This window comes from Corynebacterium tuberculostearicum (assembly GCF_022347385.1).
Lineage (GTDB): Bacteria > Actinomycetota > Actinomycetes > Mycobacteriales > Mycobacteriaceae > Corynebacterium > Corynebacterium tuberculostearicum_M.
This window is the reverse complement of record NZ_JAKRDT010000009.1, coordinates 45,466-63,904: the sequence shown is the minus strand read 5'-3', so window position 1 is coordinate 63,904 and position 18,439 is coordinate 45,466. Positions and strand designations below refer to the sequence as shown.

General features: G+C 58.6%; 15 protein-coding genes and 1 pseudogene. 8 read left to right on the top strand and 8 right to left on the bottom strand.

The annotated features are described in order from the left end of the window. Nucleotide 1 precedes the first annotated feature (1 nt). The 5 genes from rfbB to MHK00_RS06780 form a co-directional block, all read right to left on the bottom strand. Nucleotides 2–1,006, bottom strand: coding sequence for a dTDP-glucose 4,6-dehydratase (gene rfbB, locus MHK00_RS06800; protein WP_250410934.1), 1,005 nt, complete (start codon nt 1,004–1,006; stop codon nt 2–4). Between the two features lie 54 nt (nt 1,007–1,060). Then, entirely contained in the window at nt 1,061–2,539 is a 1,479-nt protein-coding gene (locus MHK00_RS06795; protein WP_250410933.1) for an HNH endonuclease signature motif containing protein, read from the bottom strand. Between the two features lie 141 nt (nt 2,540–2,680). Further along, nucleotides 2,681–4,006, bottom strand: coding sequence for a M1 family metallopeptidase (locus MHK00_RS06790; RefSeq protein WP_250410932.1), 1,326 nt, complete (start codon nt 4,004–4,006; stop codon nt 2,681–2,683). Between the two features lie 45 nt (nt 4,007–4,051). Then, complete coding sequence (locus tag MHK00_RS06785) at nt 4,052–5,131, bottom strand: alpha/beta hydrolase (RefSeq protein ID WP_250410931.1); 1,080 nt, start codon at nt 5,129–5,131, stop codon at nt 4,052–4,054. Nucleotides 5,132–5,164: 33 nt separating this feature from the next. After that, nucleotides 5,165–6,577, bottom strand: coding sequence for an alpha/beta hydrolase (locus tag MHK00_RS06780; RefSeq protein ID WP_250410930.1), 1,413 nt, complete (start codon nt 6,575–6,577; stop codon nt 5,165–5,167). Between the two features lie 532 nt (nt 6,578–7,109). Between MHK00_RS06780 and lpdA the strand changes: the two genes are divergently transcribed. After that, entirely contained in the window at nt 7,110–8,522 is a 1,413-nt protein-coding gene (gene lpdA, locus MHK00_RS06775; RefSeq protein ID WP_005327177.1) for a dihydrolipoyl dehydrogenase, read from the top strand. 127 nt (nt 8,523–8,649) lie between these two features. Here lpdA and ramB read toward each other — a convergent pair whose 3' ends face one another. Continuing rightward, entirely contained in the window at nt 8,650–10,059 is a 1,410-nt protein-coding gene (gene ramB, locus MHK00_RS06770) for an acetate metabolism transcriptional regulator RamB (protein ID WP_250410929.1), read from the bottom strand. Nucleotides 10,060–10,428: 369 nt separating this feature from the next. On the opposite strand from ramB, the gene MHK00_RS06765 reads away from it, so the two are divergent. From MHK00_RS06765 to MHK00_RS06750, 4 genes are read left to right on the top strand one after another with little or no spacing between them, the layout of a single operon-like run. Then, a complete protein-coding gene (locus tag MHK00_RS06765) occupies nt 10,429–11,184 on the top strand; it encodes a succinate dehydrogenase cytochrome b subunit (RefSeq protein WP_005327183.1) in 756 nt (251 codons plus the stop codon). Nucleotides 11,185–11,199: 15 nt separating this feature from the next. Further along, a complete protein-coding gene (locus MHK00_RS06760) occupies nt 11,200–13,215 on the top strand; it encodes a fumarate reductase/succinate dehydrogenase flavoprotein subunit (protein ID WP_005323075.1) in 2,016 nt (671 codons plus the stop codon). After that, nucleotides 13,215–13,964 (top strand): succinate dehydrogenase/fumarate reductase iron-sulfur subunit, encoded by a 750-nt coding sequence (locus tag MHK00_RS06755; RefSeq protein WP_150851429.1) that lies wholly within the window; start codon nt 13,215–13,217, stop codon nt 13,962–13,964. The genes MHK00_RS06760 and MHK00_RS06755 overlap by 1 nt, the downstream gene beginning before the upstream one ends. Nucleotides 13,965–14,020: 56 nt before the next feature. Then, nucleotides 14,021–14,395, top strand: a complete 375-nt coding sequence (locus tag MHK00_RS06750; RefSeq protein WP_250410928.1) for a hypothetical protein — start codon at nt 14,021–14,023, stop codon at nt 14,393–14,395. A gap of 9 nt (nt 14,396–14,404) precedes the next feature. Here MHK00_RS06750 and MHK00_RS06745 read toward each other — a convergent pair whose 3' ends face one another. Further along, nucleotides 14,405–14,764, bottom strand: coding sequence for a hypothetical protein (locus MHK00_RS06745; RefSeq protein WP_250410927.1), 360 nt, complete (start codon nt 14,762–14,764; stop codon nt 14,405–14,407). A 786-nt stretch (nt 14,765–15,550) separates the two neighbouring features. Next, nucleotides 15,551–16,465 carry a hypothetical protein gene (locus MHK00_RS06740; protein WP_239230179.1) on the bottom strand — a complete coding sequence of 305 codons (915 nt, stop codon included), beginning with the start codon at nt 16,463–16,465 and terminating at the stop codon, nt 15,551–15,553. Between the two features lie 265 nt (nt 16,466–16,730). Between MHK00_RS06740 and MHK00_RS06735 the strand changes: the two genes are divergently transcribed. The 3 genes and pseudogenes from MHK00_RS06735 to MHK00_RS06725 all read left to right on the top strand — a co-directional run. Next, nucleotides 16,731–17,174: a hypothetical protein gene (locus MHK00_RS06735; RefSeq protein WP_204610393.1), complete on the top strand. Its 444-nt coding sequence runs from the start codon at nt 16,731–16,733 to the stop codon at nt 17,172–17,174. Between the two features lie 107 nt (nt 17,175–17,281). Beyond that, complete coding sequence (locus tag MHK00_RS06730; protein ID WP_005531125.1) at nt 17,282–17,578, top strand: hypothetical protein; 297 nt, start codon at nt 17,282–17,284, stop codon at nt 17,576–17,578. Between the two features lie 532 nt (nt 17,579–18,110). Continuing rightward, a pseudogene (locus MHK00_RS06725) lies at nt 18,111–18,188 on the top strand (IS6 family transposase); the annotation flags it as partial. Nucleotides 18,189–18,439 lie beyond the last annotated feature (251 nt).

Sequence of the window (18,439 nt, the reverse complement as noted above, 5' to 3'; positions counted from 1 at the left end):
TCTACTGTCCTTGCTGCTTGTAGCGGGCTTCCACGTTTTCTTTCTCGGGCTTCCACCAGCTTTCGTTCTCGCGATACCACGCGATGGTGTCTTCGAGACCGGCGCGGATATCCGTGAACCGCGGGGTCCACCCCAGCTCGCGGCGCAGCTTGGTGGCGTCCATCGCATAACGCTGGTCGTGGCCGGGGCGGTCCGCCACGTGTTCATAGAGCGCGCGCCCATTGCGGGTGTGGCCCATGATTTCGCAGATCAGCTCAATGACCTGCTTATTATTAATATCTTCTTGGTCCGCGCCGATATTGTAGGTCTCGCCGATGCGGCCCCGCTCGAGGATGGCGAGCACCGCCTCGTTGTGGTCATCGACGTGGATCCAATCACGCACCTGCTCGCCCGTGCCATAGAGCTTGGGCGAGTGTCCGGAGAGGATATTGGTGATTTGGCGGGGGATGAACTTCTCGATGTGCTGGTAAGGCCCGTAATTATTGGAGCAGTTTGAGATGGTCGCGCGCAGTCCGAAGGAACGCACCCATGCCCGCACGAGGTGGTCAGACCCCGCCTTGGTGGCCGAGTAGGGGCTGGAGGGAGCGTAGGCGGTGTCCTCAGTAAATTTGGTCGCTGCTCCTATCTCGAGGTCGCCGAAAACTTCGTCGGTAGAGACATGGTGGAAGCGCGTATCGTGCTTCCGGCATGCCTCCAAAAGGGTGAATGTGCCTACGAGGTTCGTGTGGATGAAGGGCGAGGGGTCGCGCAAAGAATTATCGTTATGGGACTCGGCGGCAAAATGAACCACTGCATCGGTAGCGGCGACGAGCGGTTCTACGGTGGCGGGATCGGCGATATCCCCCTCCACGAGGTCAATATCGAGGCCGGCGAGGTTGGCGCGGTTTCCGGCGTAGGTGAGCTTATCGAGCACCGTAACGCGGGTATCGGGGCGCGCCTGGCATATTAGGCGCACGAAATTGGCGCCGATAAAACCGGCGCCGCCAGTGACGAGCATCGTTTGCATGGTTATCCAGTGTAGGGCAGTCGGGCGCGCGGCTGTGGCAGGCCGCGGGCCCGGTCAGGCCGCGCCCGGGGGCGAGGGTGGTGGCGAAGGCGGATCGGTGAGCCTGCGGGCCGGGGCTTGTTCTGCGGCGGGGTGGTCGTTGACCTCCACGGTGGGCGATAAGCCGTTGGTGTGGGCGGCCCGATAGCCTACCCGGCCCGTGTCGGGGTCTCGTTCGGCGTGTCCCATTCCGTTGCGGCCATCGCGGTAATCGTTATTGTCCACGTGGTGCCGGCGGCACAGGAGAGTGAGGTTCTTGAGGTCGGTGGCGCCGCCGTGGGACCAGGCCTGGAGGTGGTGGACGTCGCAGTCCTGCCACGGGCGGTTGCATTCTGGGTGGGTGCAGACGAGTTCGGAGGCTGCGAGAGCGAGCTTCTGCCAGAGGGACGCGGTGCGCTTGGTGCGGCCAAGCTCGAGGGGGAAGCCCTTGTCGTCCACGGCACAGAAGAAATCGTGCCGCGCGCCGCCTAGGCGGAGGAGGTCGAGCGGGGTGAGCTCGATGCCGGTACTGGTGGCGAAGCGGGTATCGCCGCCCATTGCCTCCAGTTCTTCCAATGTGGTGGCGACGAAGAAGGAACCGAGGCCGTCGGAGTTATTTTGGGTGGCGGAAAGATAGCTCGATAGCGCAGCGGTCAATTGGTCCGCCATGCGTTGGGCATAGGTGCGGGTATCGTCCTCGGCACTGAGGTCCGCGCTGCCCTTATTCTTTGCGGGCGCGAAGGCGCTGGCGAGGATGGCCGCTGCGGAGGCATCGAGGTAGCCGGAGATGTGCACGCCGCCATCGGCGTCTTGGCGGGAGATGCTAAAGCGGCGCTTGCGGGTAGCGGCGTGCGGATCGGGCTCGCCGGCTGGGTTTAGGGCGTGCTTATTCGCTTTGCGGATGGCCTTGCGCAGCCACTCGCGCAGGGAATCGAAGGAACGACGCTTGGCCTGCTCGAGAGCCTGGTTGCGCAGTTCGCTCGGGCCGGGGATGGCGTACTTGCTGAGGCTGCGCAGCTCGTTCTCGATGAGGTTGAGGATGCGCTCGGGGATAGGATCTTCCTCAAAGAGCTTCTTGCGACGCTTCTCCTCTTCGCGGCGCTCGCGGTCGGCGCGGCGGCGGGATTCCTCCTCGGCTCGGGCGCGTGCGGCATCGTCCGCATCGGGGTCCGCAGGGGGAGCCGGCTCCGGATCGGGGATGGGTGCGAAGAGGTTGCGTCCATTGCGGAGGCGGGCGGCGGCCTCGGCATCGGTAAGGCCTAGGCGGGTGGTCAGGTAGTCCTTGGCCTTGGAAGAACCAACGCGGCGGCCGGCGTCATCCCGCTCCGCGATGAAAGCGAAGGCGGCGTCGATGGTGGACTTATTGCCTAGCGCCCGCTCCAAGTGTTCGAAATGCGAATGAAGAAGCTCGAAGGACAGATCGGAAGGATCCTGCATGAGGCTGCGCAGCTGGGTGAGGCCAGTGGCAACCTGTGCGATGGCGGAGTCTATCTCCGCGTGCTTGGTGGTCGGCATGATCCCTCCCTTCCGTATCGTTTACATGTTCTATCTTACCCAGATAAAACACCCCGTCAACAGGAAAGAAGGAATTGATCAATAGATTAGACATTCCCCAAACAAACGCAGTCAAAACCCCGCAAATCGGGGCCAAAACCACTAATTCGGGAAGGGAGGAAGGGCCTTCTGGTTAAGCCAGGCGTCTACGGTGGCGTCGAAAAGCGCGGCGTCAGGAGCGGCGGCGCGGAAGGCATTCAGCAACATGGAGGGCTCTACCACCGAGTGTTGGTGCTCGGTGAGGTAGCTGCGGAGGGTGGTAAAGAAGGCGTCGCCAAGCAAGCGGTGGATGGCGTGCACGGTCAAGGCCCCGCGCTTATATACGCGGTCATCGAACATATCGCGCGCACCCGGATCGGAAACGGTGAGGTTCTGAGCCTTGCGTCCCAGGACGTTGTAGTGGGAACGCGCCGCCTCGCGTGCGGTGGTCTCGCCCTTGTGCTCGCCCCATAGCCACTCGCTGTAGCAGGCAAAACCCTCATTGAGCCAGATATCCTTCCACTCGCCCAGGCCCACTGAATTGCCAAACCACTGGTGGGAAAGCTCATGGGCAATGAGGCGCTCGAAGGCGTGGTCGCCCTTGATGTGGTTGGAGCCAAAGATGGACAGACCCTGTGCCTCCAGTGGAATCTCCAGCTCATCTTCCGTGATGACTACCTGATAATCCGCAAATGGATAGGGGCCATAGAGGGAGGAGAAGAAGTCCACCATTTCCTGCTGCTGGGCAAACTCATTCAGCACGCGCTCGCGCAGCGCGGCCGGCGCCCAAGCGCGCGTGGAAGGGCCCAAATCAAAACTAGAGAACTCTCCTACCTGCACCGTAGCCAGGTAGGTGGCCATGGGCTCGCGGGTGCGGTAGTGCCAGCGCGTGGTGGAACCGCCCGCCCGGCGGGAGACAAGGTCACCATTAGATACCACGATAAAGGGATCATCGGCCGTAATGATGATGTCATAGTGTGCCTTTTCAGACGGCGTATCGTCACAAGGGAACCAACTCGGCGCGCCGTTGGGCTGGCTGGCCACCAGCGAGCCGGATTCGGTTTCTTCCCAGCCAATCTCGCCCCAGGTGGTGCGGATCGGCCGCGGGCTGCCGCCATAGCGAATAACAAGCTCAAATTCCGTACCAGCGGCAATCTCCTCAGCAAAACGCAGGCGCAGCTTGCCGGAAGACTGACGGAACTTAGCCACCCGCGGCGCACCCTTTGCGGTCACGCGCCGAGCCACCATCGCCCCGCCCAGATCTAGGGTCAGGGACGCCAAATCTTCATCGGCCCGGATGGCCAAAGTAGCCTCGCCGTGGAGCAGGTTGGGTTCCACGCGGTAGGTCAAATCCAGCGTGTAGTGGGAAACCTCGAAACCGAGGTTAAAATCCACGCCGGTATAAGGATCAGTGTGGGCACGCGAAAGGGCGGTAGGAAGCAACTTCATAATGCTGCAAGCCTACCGCCCTTTTAGCCGTGGAAAGAAACGAGCTTATTTATTGAAAGCGCGCTCGAAGACCGGCCAAGAATCCTTAAGGTCCGCAATCCAGTGCGGCCAGGAGTGGGTGCCGGTATTGCGGAAGTTGTAGGTCGCCGGGATGCCAGCCTGGTCCAGCTTGGCCTTAAAGTTGTGGGTGCAGTAGTTCACGCCAGCCTCGATAGCGCCGCCTTCAACCTGCAGCTTTGCAACGCCACGGGCTGCGGCCAGTGGATGAACTCCCTGATTCGTATAGTAAGAATACGTATCGGTTTCTCCGGCCAACCCAGAACCGGAGGAGATGTACAGCTCCGTGCCACGCAGCTTCTCGTGGTTCATCATCGCGTCGTTGTAGCGGTTGGTGGGGGAGCCGAATGGGCCCCACATCTGCTCCGCGGTCGCACCACCGCGGTTAACGGTGAGCTCAACGGCCTTGTGCTCTACCGGGTAAGCGGTAGCCGCGCAGCCGGCGTAGGAGCCGACGGCGTCGTAGAAGCCCTGGTTGTGTTCCGCCATCAGCAGGGAGGAAGTAGCGGACATGGACATGCCCGCGACAGCGCGGTGGTTATCGGCCTTGATGTGGCCCTCGATGGCACCCGGCAGTTCCTTGGTAAGGAAGGTTTCCCACTTCTGCGGGCCCTTGAGGTACTGAGAGTTCGGCTCGGATACCCAGTCGGTGTAGTAGGAGAAAGCACCGGCCTGTGGGACGACCACGTTGACGTTCTTGGAGTGGTAGAAATCGACGGCGTCAGAAAGCTTCAGCCAGTCCATGTCCTGCTCCGCGCCGCCTGCACCGTTGAGCAGGTAGATGGTCGGGCGGTTCTCATCCGTTGCGCGAATGACGGCCAGCGGAATCTTACGGCCGTTCATGGCAGGGGAGGTGGCCTGCAGCTTTTCGACGCGCGGATCGTCCTTGTACTTCTGGTACCAGGTCTGCTGCTCCAGCTCTGGGGTGACCTCCAGTGGGGCCAGGGTGGACTGGGCGGCGTTGCCCGCTACCTGTTGCGGGGTGAGCTGTGCGGCTCCCGCCATTGGGGCGCAAGCCAAGCCTGCGCACACTGCGGTGCCGGCAAGGATGGAGCTAAGGCGCTTCATAGTGCTTCTTTCCTGTAGTTAATGAATTCCTGATTATTCGGCAGCGACGGCAGCCTCGGCGGCCGCTGCAGCCTCCGCAGCGTTTGGAGCCGCTGCGCCCTCTGCGTCCTTGCCCTCGACAAAGTCCTTGTCTGGGGACTGGTCAGCGGCGCTCGGGGCGTCCTTAACCTGCGCATCTTCCTCGGCCTGCGGTGCCTCGATGGAAAGCTCGTTGGGCTTTACCTCCGGCTCGGCCGGTGCCTCTGCAGCGTCCTTGGCAAAGCCGCGCTCGAAGGTTGCCCAGGAGGTGAAGAGGTCATTGCGCCAGCCCGGCCAGGAGTGGGTGCCGGTATTGCGGAAGTTCCAGTCCGCCTTCATGCCCTGGGAGTCCATCTTGGCCTTGAGGTCATGAGTGCAGGAGTTCATCGCGGCCTCGATGACGCCGCCCTCAACGATGAGGGTGGAAGACCCCGGAACGCCCCAGTCATTGGCGCCGCCCAGACCGGAGTTGACCGAAACATAGGTCTCGGACTTGCCCAGGTTATTCGGGTTAGCGTTCACCAAGGCATCGTTGTACACGTTGTACTCGCTGCCCATAGCGCCCCACATCTGATCGGCCGAGCCACCGCCGCGGTTGACGGTCAGCTGGGTGTATAGGCGCGGCAGCGGGCGAGAGGTGGAAGCGCAGCCAGAGAAGGAGCCCACGGCGTTGTAGAAGCCCGGGTTGTGCTCCGCCAGCAGCAGGGAGGAGGTGGCGGACATGGACATGCCGGCAATCGCGCGCTTGCCATTGCCGCCGATGTGCTCTTCCAGTTTGCCCGGTAGCTCCTTGGTGAGGAAGGTTTCCCACTTCTGCGGGCCCTTGAGGTAGCCGCTATTCGGGGAGGATACCCAGTCGGTGTAGTAGGAGAAGGCGCCGGCCTGCGGGATGACCACGTTGACGTCCTTGGACGTGTAGAAGTCCACCATGTCCTGCACGCCCTCGGCCTCAGGGTCGATGTCGTGGTTGGCGGTGGCGGTCAGCCAGTCCATGCCCTGCTCGGCGCCGCCCGCGCCATTGAGCAGGTACAGGGTGGGGCGCTTCTTATCAAAGTTGCCGTCCGGGGTGATGACCGCCAGCGGAACCTCGCGGCCGTCCATGGCGGCGGAGGTGGCGGTCAGGGCCTTAACGTGGTTGCCGTAGTGCTTGCCTTGGCCGCTCTTGTGGCCGAAGGCATAGCCCTTCCACTTGTCCTTATCTTTCAGCTTGGCAATATCCACCACGCGGTTTTCGCCTTTGGTGGTGATGGCGTAGTTGATGTTTTCCGCATCCGCCGAGTCGGTGAGGTTAACCTCGCGAATGGTGGACGGGGTGGCGTCGCCCTGGATCTCGGCCGGCTCGACGGCGGAGGCGATAGGGGCGGAGAGGACTCCTGCCGCGATGGCGATGCCTGCGACGCTGGAGCCGATAGAGCGCAAAGTATGCATATTTTAGCTTCCTCGAGTTAAGAGAATCTTCTCAGTAGGTATCGTTCCGCAAAGCGGGAATGTTAGCAAGACTCTATGCCTTAATAGCCCTTTTAATGTAGCAAAACCTGTGACGCATGTGGTTTGTGTGTCATAATTCTGAACGCGGCGCGTATGTAACGGTGACGCTACAATCTCCGCTAGTACTAAACGTGTGAATAATGCGGTCCCCATCCGCGGACCCATCCCTCGCTCTAGGCAAGTAAAAACACAGAAAGAAGCATAATGAACGTTTTCGATTCCATCCTCGTAGCCATCAACGAAGTTCTGGGCCAGTTCCTGCACACCGGTTCCTCCATGTCCTCCGCCGCTGCACTGGCTCTCGGCCTGTTCTAAAACACCGAGCCCTTAGCCCTGCCTGGGGGCGTCGCGCGCTTGCCGACGCCACCGTGCAGGGCCTTTGCGCGTTTTACCCCCGAAGCGTGGGGTACTCGGGCACAAGAGTGTGACCCAATGCGCGACATGGAGGGGAAAGTTACGTATCCTAAAGGGCGTGACTAATGAACATTATGACGTAGTAGTACTCGGCGCGGGCCCTGGCGGCTACGTGGCCGCCATCCGTGCAGCTCAGCTTGGTAAGAAAGTTGCCGTAATCGAGAAGCAGTACTGGGGCGGTGTCTGCCTCAACGTAGGCTGCATCCCTTCCAAGGCGCTGCTGAAGAACGCTGAGGTTGCCCATACCTTCAACCACGAGGCCAAGGACTTCGGCATTTCCGGCGATGTCTCCTTCGACTTCGGTGTTGCCCACAAGCGTTCCCGCAAGGTTTCCGCGGGCATCGTCAAGGGTGTCCATTACCTGATGAAGAAGAACAAGATCACCGAGATCAACGGCCTTGGCTCCTTCAAGGACGATAAGACCATCGAAATCACCGATGGTGACGACAAGGGCAAGACCGTCACCTTCGATGACTGCATCATCGCTACCGGCTCCGTGGTCAAGTCCCTGCCGGGCGTAGAACTCGGCGGCAACATCGTCTCCTACGAGGAGCAGATCCTCAACGATGAGGCCCCGAAGTCCATGGTCATCGTCGGCGCCGGCGCCATCGGAATGGAATTCGCTTATGTTCTGTCCAACTATGGCGTGGACGTCACCATCGTGGAGTTCATGGACCGCGTCCTGCCGAACGAGGACAAGGACGTCTCCAAGGCCATTGCCAAGGAGTATAAGAAGCTCGGCGTCAAGCTGCTGACCGGCTACAAGACCACCTCCGTGAAGGACAATGGCGATAACGTCACCGTTGAGGTTGAGTCCAAGGACGGCTCCAAGCAGGACACCCTCACCGTGGACCGCGCCATGATCTCCATCGGCTTTGCACCGCGCACCGAGGGCTTCGGCCTGGAGAACACCGGCGTTGAGCTCACCGAGCGCGGCGCCATTGCCATCGATGACACCATGCGCACCAACGTCGACCACATCTACGCCATCGGTGACGTCACCGCGAAGCTGCAGCTCGCCCACGTTGCTGAGGCCCAGGGCGTTGTCGCCGCAGAGACCATCGCCGGAGTGGAGACCCAGCTGTTGGGTGACTACATGAATATGCCGCGCGCTACCTTCTGCAACCCGCAGGTCGCTTCCTTCGGCTACACCGAAGAGGCTGCCAAGGAAAAGTTCGCGGACCGCGACATCAAGGTCGCTACCTTCCCGTTCTCCGCTAACGGCAAGGCTGCCGGCCTCAATGAGACCGCGGGCTTTGTCAAGCTCATCGCGGACGGCGAGTACGGCGAGCTCATCGGCGGCCACATGGTGGGCTCCAACGTATCCGAGCTGCTGCCGGAGCTGACCCTGGCGCAGCGCTTCGACCTCACCGCTGAGGAAATCGGCCGCAACGTTCACACCCACCCGACCCTCTCTGAGGCCATGAAGGAAGCTGCCGAGGGCATCGGCGGGCACATGATTAACCTCTAAGCAGAGCTGCTTGCCGACGTCGCCTTTGAGCGCGACGCCAGCGGCACCGCACCGTTCGCTCCCTCGTGGGAGGGAGGCGGACCGCGGTGCCGCTTTTTTATGTGCGTTCCACCTGGGCGGCAGCGCGTTAGTACGGTGCCACGGCGGAGCGGTGGGCATCGACGTTGATGACCTCGTTGATCGGTGGGAAGGCGCGCTGCGCGCAGTTCTCGCGCGGGCACGTGCGGCAGCCGGAGCCGATGGGGGTGGCAGTGGAGAGATCTGAGAGATCGAGGCCCTCGGCGTAGACGGTGCGGTCGGCGTGGCGGGCCTCGCAGCCTAGGCCGATGGCAAAGAGCTTATCGGTATCGCCAAAACGCCCCTGGTGGTGCTGGACCGCGCGCGAAATCCACAGGTAGTTGCGGCCATCGGGCATTTGGGCCAGCTGGCGGGAGATAATGCCGGGCTGGGTGAAGGTCTCGTAGACATTCCACAGCGGGCAGGTGCCGCCGTTATTGGAAAAGTGCACGCCGGTGGCGGATTGGCGCTTGGACATATTGCCTGCGCGGTCGACGCGGACAAAAGTAAAAGGAATGCCGCGGAGGTTATCGCGCTGCAGGGTGGATAGGCGGGAAGCTACGGATTCATAGCCCACGCCGAAGACCTGGCAGAGGTATTCCACGTCGTAGCCGGAGCGCTCGGCTTCGGAATGCATCAGTGCATAGGGCATCACGGTGGCGGCGGCGAAGTAGCTGGCCAAGCCGCGCCGTGCGAGGTTGCGCGAGGCGTCCGAGGTAAACGGCTCCTCCTCTACTAGGGAAGCGATGTCGTCCCCGGCCTCGAGGAAGCTCAGCTCCGCGGCCATGCGGAAGGCGCGCTGGCCTTCGCTCAGGCGCGACGCGAGCCGGAACTCGCCGGTCTCGCGGTCAAAGCTGTGCAGCGTGCCGTCCATCTGTGAGGTTATGCGGATGTCCACGTTGTGGCGATCGCGCAGGTGCTGGGCCAGGGCATGTTCGGTGTCGCGAATGCCGAAGTGGGTGACCGATAGGGCGTCGGCAAGCTGCTCTGCATGGTGGTCCAGGTTGTCCAAGTAGTTCTGGCGAGCGTAGAAGAAGTCGCGCACCTCGTCGTGCGGCATGGATAGGGCCTGGGTGGCCTCGGTGGTGCGGCGGGCATCGGTGGCCAGCGAAAGCTTATCGCGCACATTGCGGTAGCGGCGGTGGACGTCTACCAGTGTGCGAGCCACGGTGGGGTGGTTATAGACCAGCTCGGAGAGCTCCTGCAGCTCGACAGGGGAGGGGCAGAGCTCCTTGTCCTGGATGACGTCCTGGATCTCGGCAAGAAGGCGGGAGTCGTCATCACGGGAGAAGAAGGTGGCATCGACGCCGAAGACCTCCGTGATGCGCAGGAGCACCGGGACGGTGAGCGGCCGGACGTCGTGCTCGATCTGATTGACGTAGCTGGCGGAGAGCCCCAGCGTCGCAGCAAGGGAGGCCTGACTGAGATCGCGCTCACGGCGAAGCTGGCGAAGGCGAGATCCCACATACGTCTTACTCATGCCGGCAAGGTTACTGGCTGGCCTGCGGGTGTGCACCTTAATCGCAAAGATCTTGTGAAGAATGTTCACCCGCCTGTGGGCTACATGTGGGTTTCATGCGAAAGTTTGACACATAAAGGGGTGAGAGGATCACTCCTGTAACACTGGGTGACCAAGTTCACATGTGGGAAACAATTTACGCAACGTCAATATTGCGGAATTCCGAGCAGCCAAGGTAGTGACGTTTTGCCCCAAGGCTTCTAAGGCAACCCTTACCTAAAAGAATTATGACTTTAACCGTACCGCCGTACCGTTAGGTGAAACGCCGCAGGAATTGACTAGTAACCAGCGGTTAAGCCCAGTTAAAGTGAGGGCGACAATGGAGGTGTCATGACTTTAAGAAATCCGGACCGTGAGGCAGTAACTCACGGCCACATTACTAACGAACCAATCCGCCAGAAGCCGGGAGTGCCCTCCTGGGTTCTGAAGCTCATCATGGCCGTCACTGGCCTGCTCTTCGCCCTCTTCGTTGTTGGCCACATGGCCGGCAACCTGAAGTTGTACTTGCCGGCGAACGGCGGCGAAGAAGCACTAGATGAATACGGTGCATTCCTGCGCTCCATGGGCGAGCCGTTGTTCCCGCATGAGGGCGCATTGTGGATCATCCGCGCCGTCCTGCTGGTTGCCATCCTTGCCCACATCTACGGTGCGATCGCTTTGACTGCCCGCTCCAAGGCATCCCGCGGCAAGTTCAGCCGCAGCAACCTTATGGGTGGCCTAGATTCCTTCGCCACCAAGACCATGCTGGTCTCCGGCCTGGTTTTGCTGCTGTTCATCATCTTCCACCTGCTGGACCTGACTATGGGTGTACAGCCCATCGCCCCAGGTGACTTCGCAGAGGGTGCGGTGAAGGCCAACATGATTGCTACCTTCAGTCGCTGGCCGGTCACCATCGTGTACGTGATCGCCATGTGCTTCCTGTTCCTGCACCTCACCCACGGCATTCGCCTTGCCGCCTCTGACCTGGGTATCACCGGTGCGAAGTGGCGTCAGACCTTCCTGATCTTGGCGTACGTCATCCCGGCCGTTGTTTGCATCGGCAACATCGTTATGCCTTTGTCCGTTGCCCTGGGCTTGGTCAGCTAAAGGAGTTAGAAACCCATGACTAATACTGAACTCAAGCGCGAGCACCCCAAGTTCTCGCACCCACAGTCCATCGTTCCGGGCGTATCCGCCGGCAACATTCTGGAATCCCACGAGCCGCACGGCGTGCCAATGAAGGACATGTGGTCCCACCAAAAGGACCACATGCAGCTGGTTTCCCCACTGAACCGCCGCAAGTTTGAGGTCCTCGTTGTCGGTACCGGCCTATCCGCCGGCGCCGCTGCGGCCGCACTGGGCGAGCTGGGCTACAAGGTAAAGGTATTCACCTACCACGACTCCCCGCGCCGCGCGCACTCCATTGCCGCGCAGGGTGGCGTCAACGCCTCCCGTGCCAAGAAGGTGGACAATGACTCCGCCTACCGCCACACCAAGGACACCGTTAAGGGCGGCGACTACCGCTGCCGTGAGTCCGACTGCTGGCGCCTGGCAAACGAGTCCGTTCGCGTTATTGACCACATGAACGCCATCGGCGCCCCGTTCGCTCGCGAGTACGGCGGCACCCTGGCTACCCGTTCCTTCGGTGGTGTGCAGGTCTCCCGTACCTACTACACCCGTGGCCAAACAGGTCAGCAGCTGCAGCTGTCCACCACCTCTGCGCTCTACCGCCAGATTGGTTTGGGCAATGTGGAGCTCTTTGCCCACAATGACCTGCAGGACATCATCGTCTACAACGACAATGGCAAGAAGCGCGCTGGCGGCATCGTTACCCGCAACCTGATCACCGGTGAGCTCAAGGCCTTCACCGGCCATGCAGTCGTGCTGGGTACCGGCGGCTACGGCAACGTCTACCACATGTCCACCCTGGCTAAGAACTCCAATGCCAGCGCCATGATGCGTGCGTATGACAGCGGTGCCTACCTGGCCTCCCCGGCCTTCGTGCAGTTCCACCCGACGGGCCTGCCGGTCAACTCCGATTGGCAGTCCAAGACCATCTTGATGTCGGAGTCCCTGCGTAACGACGGCCGCATTTGGTCCCCGAAGAAGGAGGGCGACGACCGCGACCCGAATACCATTCCGGAAGAAGAGCGCGACTACTTCTTGGAGCGCCGCTACCCGGCATTCGGCAACCTGGTTCCGCGCGACGTTGCTTCCCGTGCCATCTCCCAGCAGATCAACGCCGGCCTAGGCGTTGGCCCGCTGCACAACTCGGTGTACCTGGACTTCCGCGACGCCATCGAGCGCCTGGGCAAGGACAAGATCCGCGAGCGCTACTCCAACCTCATCGAGATGTACGAAGAGGCTATCGGCGAGTCTGCTTATGAGACCCCGATGCGCATCGCCCCGACCTGCCACTTCACCATGGGTGGCCTGTGGACCGACTTCAATGAGATGACCTCCATCGACGGCCTCTTTGCCGCCGGTGAGTGCTCCTGGACCTACCACGGTGCTAACCGCCTGGGTGCTAACTCCCTGCTTTCGGCTTCCGTCGACGGCTGGTTCACCCTGCCGTTTACCATCCCGAACTACTTGGCTGACCACCTCAACGAGGAGAAGCTGGCCGAGGATTCCCCAGAGGCACAGGCAACCCTGGCGCAGTCCCAGGAGCGCATCGACCGCCTCATGGGCGTGCGCGGTGAGAACCCGCACGGTCCGTCCTACTACCACCGCCAGCTGGGCGATATCCTCTACCACGGCTGCGGCGTCTCCCGTAACGTCGAGGACCTCAAGACCGCGATCACCAAGATCCGCGAGCTGCGCGAGGACTTCTGGGCTAACGTCCGCATTCCGGGTGAGTCCAACGACATGAACCAGGTGCTGGAGTACGGCCTGCGCGTTGCCGACTACCTGGACTTGGGCGAGCTCATGTGTGTTGACGCTCTGGACCGCGATGAGTCCTGTGGTGCTCACTTCCGCGAGGACCACCTCACCGAGGACGGCGAGGCAGAACGCGACGATGAGAACTGGTGCTTCGTTTCCGCATGGGAGCCGGGCGCAAATAAGAACGAGTTCATCCGCCACGCCGAGCCGCTGTACTTTGATTCGATCCCGCTGATGACAAGGAACTACAAGTAATGAAACTGACACTTGAGATCTGGCGTCAAGCCGGACCGACCCAAGAAGGCCACTTCGAGACCGTCCAGGTGGATGACGCCTCTGAGCAGATGTCCATCCTGGAGCTGCTGGACCACGTCAACGAGGGCTACATTGAGCGCGGCGAAGAGCCCTTCGCCTTCGCTTCCGACTGCCGTGAGGGCATCTGCGGTACCTGTGGTTTGACCGTCAACGGCCGCCCGCACGGCCCAGGCCAGAACACCCCTGCCTGCCAGCAGCGCCTGTTCAACTTCACCGATGGCCAGACCGTCAAGCTGGAGCCATTCCGTTCCGCTGCCTACCCGGTCATCAAGGACATGGTCGTAGACCGCGCGGCTCTGGATCACGTCATGGAACAGGGCGGCTACGTCTCCATGGATGCTGGTACCGCTCCGGATGCGGATACCATGCACATCAACCACGAGACCGCCGAGTACTCGCTGGACCACGCTGCCTGCATTGGCTGCGGTGCCTGCGTTGCTGCCTGCCCGAACGGTGCGGCCCACCTGTTTACTGGTGCGAAGCTGGTACACCTCTCCCTCATGCCGCTGGGCAAGGAAGAGCGTGGCCGCCGTGCCCGCAACATGGTCGACGATCTGGAAGCCAACTTTGGCCACTGCTCCCTCTACGGTGAGTGCGCCGATGTCTGCCCGGCCGGCGTTCCGCTGACTGCAGTTTCTGCGGTTACCCGCGAACGTGCACGTGCTGCTTTCCGTGGCAAGGACGACTAAGCTAAGGTTATTCCGTAGGAATACTAGGAACGAGAGAAAGACAGAAAGACTCCGCCATGAGCGATAACACCCACGCAGTCGCTGACTACGCCAGCGAGACCTACCCGGAGTTCTCCGGCAAGATTCAGGACACCTACATTGAGGGCTACGATCCAGTATCCTTCGGTGCTCCTCACTCTTCCCTTCTGCGCACCTCCACCTGGGTGGGCATGGGTCTAATCCTGTCTTGCCTCCCGGCCGCCGGCATCCTCATCTGGGGCCTTGGCGTGTGGGACAACCCCATCGGCACTGCCGGTGAGGGCAACTACTCCCTGACCATCATCATCGGCATTATCTCCCTGGTGGTTGTGGCCATCGCCGCCTTCGGCACCGTCCACTACGGCCGCCGCTACTACCGCAAGTACCGCAAGGAAACCGGCCGAGCCAACTAAATCGTTTCTTTAGTACGCAACCCCCGCTTCCACCAGCATGCATGACATGCAGGGAGGCGGGGGTTGTTGCATATCTGCTCCTTCCAGCGACAATTTGAGTCTGGTGGCTAAGTCCAGAAGCTCTTCAGGAATATCTGCGGGCCGTTGTTGAGACAGATTTCTTTGTGCTGCGCGCACAAACTTAGCGAGTATGCCGGCGTCGCGGGCCAGTGGGGAAGTAGCAGACAACTCCGCTTGTATTACCTGCAGGTGCTTGGCGGCACTGTTGGCGGTGTCTAGTGCGTACTCGTAGTCTCCAGTATCCCCGTGCGCCCCAATAAACAAGGCACACAGGTGCGTGTCCTGGGCTTCATGCACAATGCCAGCCATTCCTTCCCCCCTCCCCTTAGCCTCCGACCAACGACAACGCGTGCTTAACCCCAACATTAGACATATTCTTTATGAATGGGCTACGGCAAAAATACACCTAGCAAGAAAACGCACTAAGAGACCTTTCCCAAAAAGAACAAACAGCACCTCTCCAGAGCATTTCGACGTGGCTCCGCTTAAAAGGGAAAACTCTCGTCAAAATTTCGACGATGGTGCGTCGACCCTGGGACGACGCTCCTTGCGCCCATAATCGCGGGTCTTATCTTTATGCTGGTGCAGACTTGGGCCTCTGACAAACAGGCAGACACAGCACTTCGTGGGTTGATCCGCATCAGACGGACAATCTGGCTCGGTGGGCCGTCCGTGAGGGGTTTGAGTGCACGATGCATAGGCTTACGCATTCGGATGTGGCGATTCGGCGCAAGAATGTGAATGTGGGTTTGGAGGCGACGAGTCTATGTCCGGTGTCACCGGAAGCGCTGGAGGAGATGGTGACTAGGGCAGTGCGGTTAAGGCCGTAAACAATACACAGCTCTCTTGCCTGTTTTGGCAGTAAGGTGTTCTAGGAGTACTCCTTCCTTTGAATCCACTGGTTGCAAATGTTGCTGTCTGTGGGGTGAATTGAACTGTTCGCTTGTTTAAGGTATTGTTTAGATCAAAGGAAGCTAGAGATAGAGACTCCAGCCGGTTCATGTCCGGGAGCTTTCACGGAAAAAGGAGATCTGGGTTCGATTCCCAGCCCCCTTACGGGGTGTAGCTTAACGGTAAAGCGCCCTTTTTTCATATCTACCACTGGGCTCTAGTCCAGTGGCCTTCTTCGCGAGCAACTGTTTCCAGTTGATTTAATCCTTTGGGGAAAAGTCTTTTCGTTAGCCGCTCGAGGCTTCTCTTCCATCCGTCGCTGTTCTTTTGTTTGCTTGTGGAGCGAACAAAGTGTTCTATAGATACTTTTGCGAAGTACTCTTCGGGCATGACTTCAATAAAGGATCTTTGAGCTAATCTTCCTAACTGTTTAATGACGCTGAATTCAGTGAATATATGTTCCGCAGTGAGGGAGATTTTTCCGTCATTCCCTTGGATATCCTGAGGGGTTTTCCCTTGGTTTATTTTTTTCCAATGAGAAAGGGCGTCCTCACTGAGCGAATCCATATCATTTTGGATTGATGAGCTGACTCGTCCGCCACTGTGGGTGTTTGCGTTTCTTATTCTCCTGAGAAGATGGAAAATTTCTAGCATTGAAGATCGTGAGTCTACATCGCTGGTAGCTCTCCCTACGTGCACATCACAGGTGTGGAAAAAAATCTCATGGAGGTTGGAAGCGTTGAGCCTGTTAGTTGGCGCGCCTTCAGGATGAGAAAGGTCCAGTCCGTGATCCTGTAGAACCTTAATGGTTCTTTGGAGATGATCTTCTTGTAGAGATTGTGCATAAGGAATCGCTAGATTAGCTAGATGCCTTTCTGCATCTAAAAGGATGTTTCGTGCATCCTCTACGACAAGATTGAACCGCTCGACATGCGTTACTGCTGGAAACATTTCAGATAAGGGAACCTGTGACCCTTGGGAAAGCTGGAGGGCATTTGTTGCGAGCCGTGATCCTGCCAGAAGTCCGACTATCGCGTTATTGGCTTCAATTCGACGTTGATCAAACTCTGAGTATTCAGGGTAATGATATTTACCTATGGAAGGCTCACTTGAGTGCATAACTTTACACTACCCGTAAGGAATAGGGTTTCGTACGGCTATGATAAATGTAAATATGCGTACACTTCTCCGCTACAGTGGAGTTACATTCTCGACCTCCTGCCAACAGCGATGGCGGGAAGATTGGCGGTAGTAAATTGCGCACTTCCATCAAAGGCGGAGAAAGATGCGGATTTGTACACGAACTTATTCGGAGACAATGTGCATAAAAGACACTGCTACCCTCAGCCTAGGTATACAAATTCTGGAGCTTTCACTGTAAACGGTGATCCGATTTAATATGTTGGGCGAAACTCTTCTTTTTACAACTTACTTCCTCGCTCGAGAGTCTGACCTTGAACAATTCCATAAGCAGTATTTAAAAAGGGTGGATAAGGCTCGAGATATCACAGAGATACTCTATGTAACTGACGAAATTACACATGGGGGAGACGAAGTAATTCGCGAAGTCATGATGCAAGATTTCCGTAGGGATATGCGAGACTTTGGAACTTACCCATTTGATGAATCTGAATGGGGTTTGTATAGCCTTTCATGTGTGGCTAAAGACGTTGACGAACCCGCGATGGAAGGGGCTGGTGTCTCTCGGCTATGGCGTGATTTGGCATTAGGTGAAGAGACAGTACCTAGGGAATTTACCAGTCATGTAAAAGCCGTTAATGTGTCGAGCGATGGCAGAGGGTTCCCTCTGGGATCTATTTGTGCTTGATTGTGATCCAGAAATTCAACGGAATATCCATATGATAAATGCCGTCACCTCTTGATTAAGGCAGAGGGTGTACCAGTGTGGTACACCCCACTTTTACAATAAGGTACATGTTTGAATTTCGCGTATATTCGCCGACTTTAAAGACAACGTTCTTCTACGGTAGGGAGCCAAGCTTTGAGCAGGCCTGGGACAAGGCCGTGGTCTACATTTTGAATGATGCCCGTTGGAAAGACCAAAGCAATATCATTGATGCCATAGCTGCAACGGAGACAAAGTCAGAACATGCCACAAATGGGTGGATAGACGTCAGCCTTGGCCGGAATATGCAAAATGTTTACGAGCAACACGAAGTTGCGGTCATGATTGATAAAACTGCACGTGTCATGAACAATTTAGGACACTGAGTTAAGTCGGTTAGGGTACACCACGTTACGAGATAATCTTCCAACTCTTGCTCAAGCAGTCAGTCCGGTAGAAGTGATAACTCACGTCCCCTCTACCAACCGCAGTCCCGGACGCGACCGTGGGGCACTTGCTAGTGCCCTCAATTCTGCTCTCGGTCATATATCCGAAATCGTCTCACACCAGCGGCTTTAGAATCTTCAGGTGATAACACCGGCGCGTCCCACACAATAAGCCCAGATCGTTTTTCAGTGATAGATCCTGCTGCAGTCGCCGGTCGGCACGTGCTGCTAGTGGAGGACACTTGGGTCAGCGGAGCCAGTGCGCAATCAGAAGCGGTATCTCTGCACCGAGCAGGCGATCACCATGTCACTGTCATGTGTATCGCCAGGATGCTGAAAGCCAAGTGGGAAGACGGGACTTACTTGGCATCTCAATACGCCACCTTGCTGCCTCCACAGCAAGACACTACAGTTTTCAATCCTTAAACAAGGAGATCTGAACATACTTTTAGACGGCGCTGTTGCAAAGTTGGGCCAGGGCACGATGTTTACCTACGGGCACCCGAACCCAGACGCGGTGATCGTCAGCCGGATATTCGAGACAGCTTAAGCACCCCGGAGCAAGGACAACTAATGTCTTGAGGGTAGGCTTTTCGACCCTGGCCCAACTTTGCAACAGCACCGCGTAGGTAAAATAACGGGTTAAGTGACAATTTTCGATTATGTGACCTTGGATGACTGTGTCGTTTTGAGGAGTCGTCTGCACGGATTTCAGAAGTCCTCTGCACTATCGCCATCCACTCCGGAGAGGCCGCGGGCGTTCGTCCACTTCATCTGGAACGCGACTCGACAGAGCGCATT

Coding starts and splice junctions, on each gene's coding strand:
- MHK00_RS06760 (WP_005323075.1), top strand. CDS start 11,200: ATGACTAATACTGAACTCAAGCGCGAGCACCCCAAGTTCTCGCACCCA.
- MHK00_RS06745 (WP_250410927.1), bottom strand. CDS start 14,764: ATGGCTGGCATTGTGCATGAAGCCCAGGACACGCACCTGTGTGCCTTG.
- MHK00_RS06785 (WP_250410931.1), bottom strand. CDS start 5,131: ATGAAGCGCCTTAGCTCCATCCTTGCCGGCACCGCAGTGTGCGCAGGC.
- ramB (WP_250410929.1), bottom strand. CDS start 10,059: ATGAGTAAGACGTATGTGGGATCTCGCCTTCGCCAGCTTCGCCGTGAG.
- MHK00_RS06765 (WP_005327183.1), top strand. CDS start 10,429: ATGACTTTAAGAAATCCGGACCGTGAGGCAGTAACTCACGGCCACATT.
- rfbB (WP_250410934.1), bottom strand. CDS start 1,006: ATGCAAACGATGCTCGTCACTGGCGGCGCCGGTTTTATCGGCGCCAAT.
- MHK00_RS06755 (WP_150851429.1), top strand. CDS start 13,215: ATGAAACTGACACTTGAGATCTGGCGTCAAGCCGGACCGACCCAAGAA.
- MHK00_RS06795 (WP_250410933.1), bottom strand. CDS start 2,539: ATGCCGACCACCAAGCACGCGGAGATAGACTCCGCCATCGCACAGGTT.
- MHK00_RS06790 (WP_250410932.1), bottom strand. CDS start 4,006: ATGAAGTTGCTTCCTACCGCCCTTTCGCGTGCCCACACTGATCCTTAT.
- MHK00_RS06730 (WP_005531125.1), top strand. CDS start 17,282: ATGTTTGAATTTCGCGTATATTCGCCGACTTTAAAGACAACGTTCTTC.
- MHK00_RS06750 (WP_250410928.1), top strand. CDS start 14,021: ATGAGCGATAACACCCACGCAGTCGCTGACTACGCCAGCGAGACCTAC.
- MHK00_RS06740 (WP_239230179.1), bottom strand. CDS start 16,465: ATGCACTCAAGTGAGCCTTCCATAGGTAAATATCATTACCCTGAATAC.
- MHK00_RS06780 (WP_250410930.1), bottom strand. CDS start 6,577: ATGCATACTTTGCGCTCTATCGGCTCCAGCGTCGCAGGCATCGCCATC.